General features: G+C 68.0%; 1 pseudogene. It reads right to left on the bottom strand.

What is annotated here, in order from left to right:
* Window positions 1–95 precede the first annotated feature (95 nt).
* Window positions 96–437: pseudogene (locus K9U40_RS23925) on the bottom strand (phasin family protein); the annotation flags it as partial.

The raw sequence follows: 437 nt of genomic DNA, 5'->3' as shown, positions 1-437 counted from the left end.
GTATCCGACAGCCAAAAAAAAGCCCGGCACTGCCGGGCTTTGAATGGATCCAGGAACGCGAGCCCGAGGATCCAAGGAGACAACGGGTCTGCGGCTCAACGCTTGCGTGCAGCAGCGTCGGCGGCGGCCGCCGCGGCGTTCGTGGCCGTGGCAGCGTTGCTGGCGGCCGTGTTGGCCACGGCGTTGAAGTTGGCACCGGCCACGTCGCTGGCCTGCTTCACGGCCTTCTGGACGGTTTCGAAGGCGTTGTTGGCGGCGGAGACGGCGCTCTTGAACACGGCCACGCCGGTTTCGGTGCCGGCGGGTGCGTTGCGGGCGGCGGTGTCCACGATGTTGCTGAGATTGCGCTGCGCTTCAGCGGCCTGGGCTTCGAAGGCGCGGCCGAATTCGGCGCTGGTGCCCGAGGCGATGTCGTACAGGTGGCGGCTGTAGGCGGC

It is taken from the genome of Xanthobacter autotrophicus, assembly GCF_030015065.1.
GTDB lineage: Bacteria > Pseudomonadota > Alphaproteobacteria > Rhizobiales > Xanthobacteraceae > Xanthobacter > Xanthobacter autotrophicus_D.
Note: the sequence above shows the minus strand (reverse complement) of the source record. Positions and strands in the feature narration are given on the sequence as shown.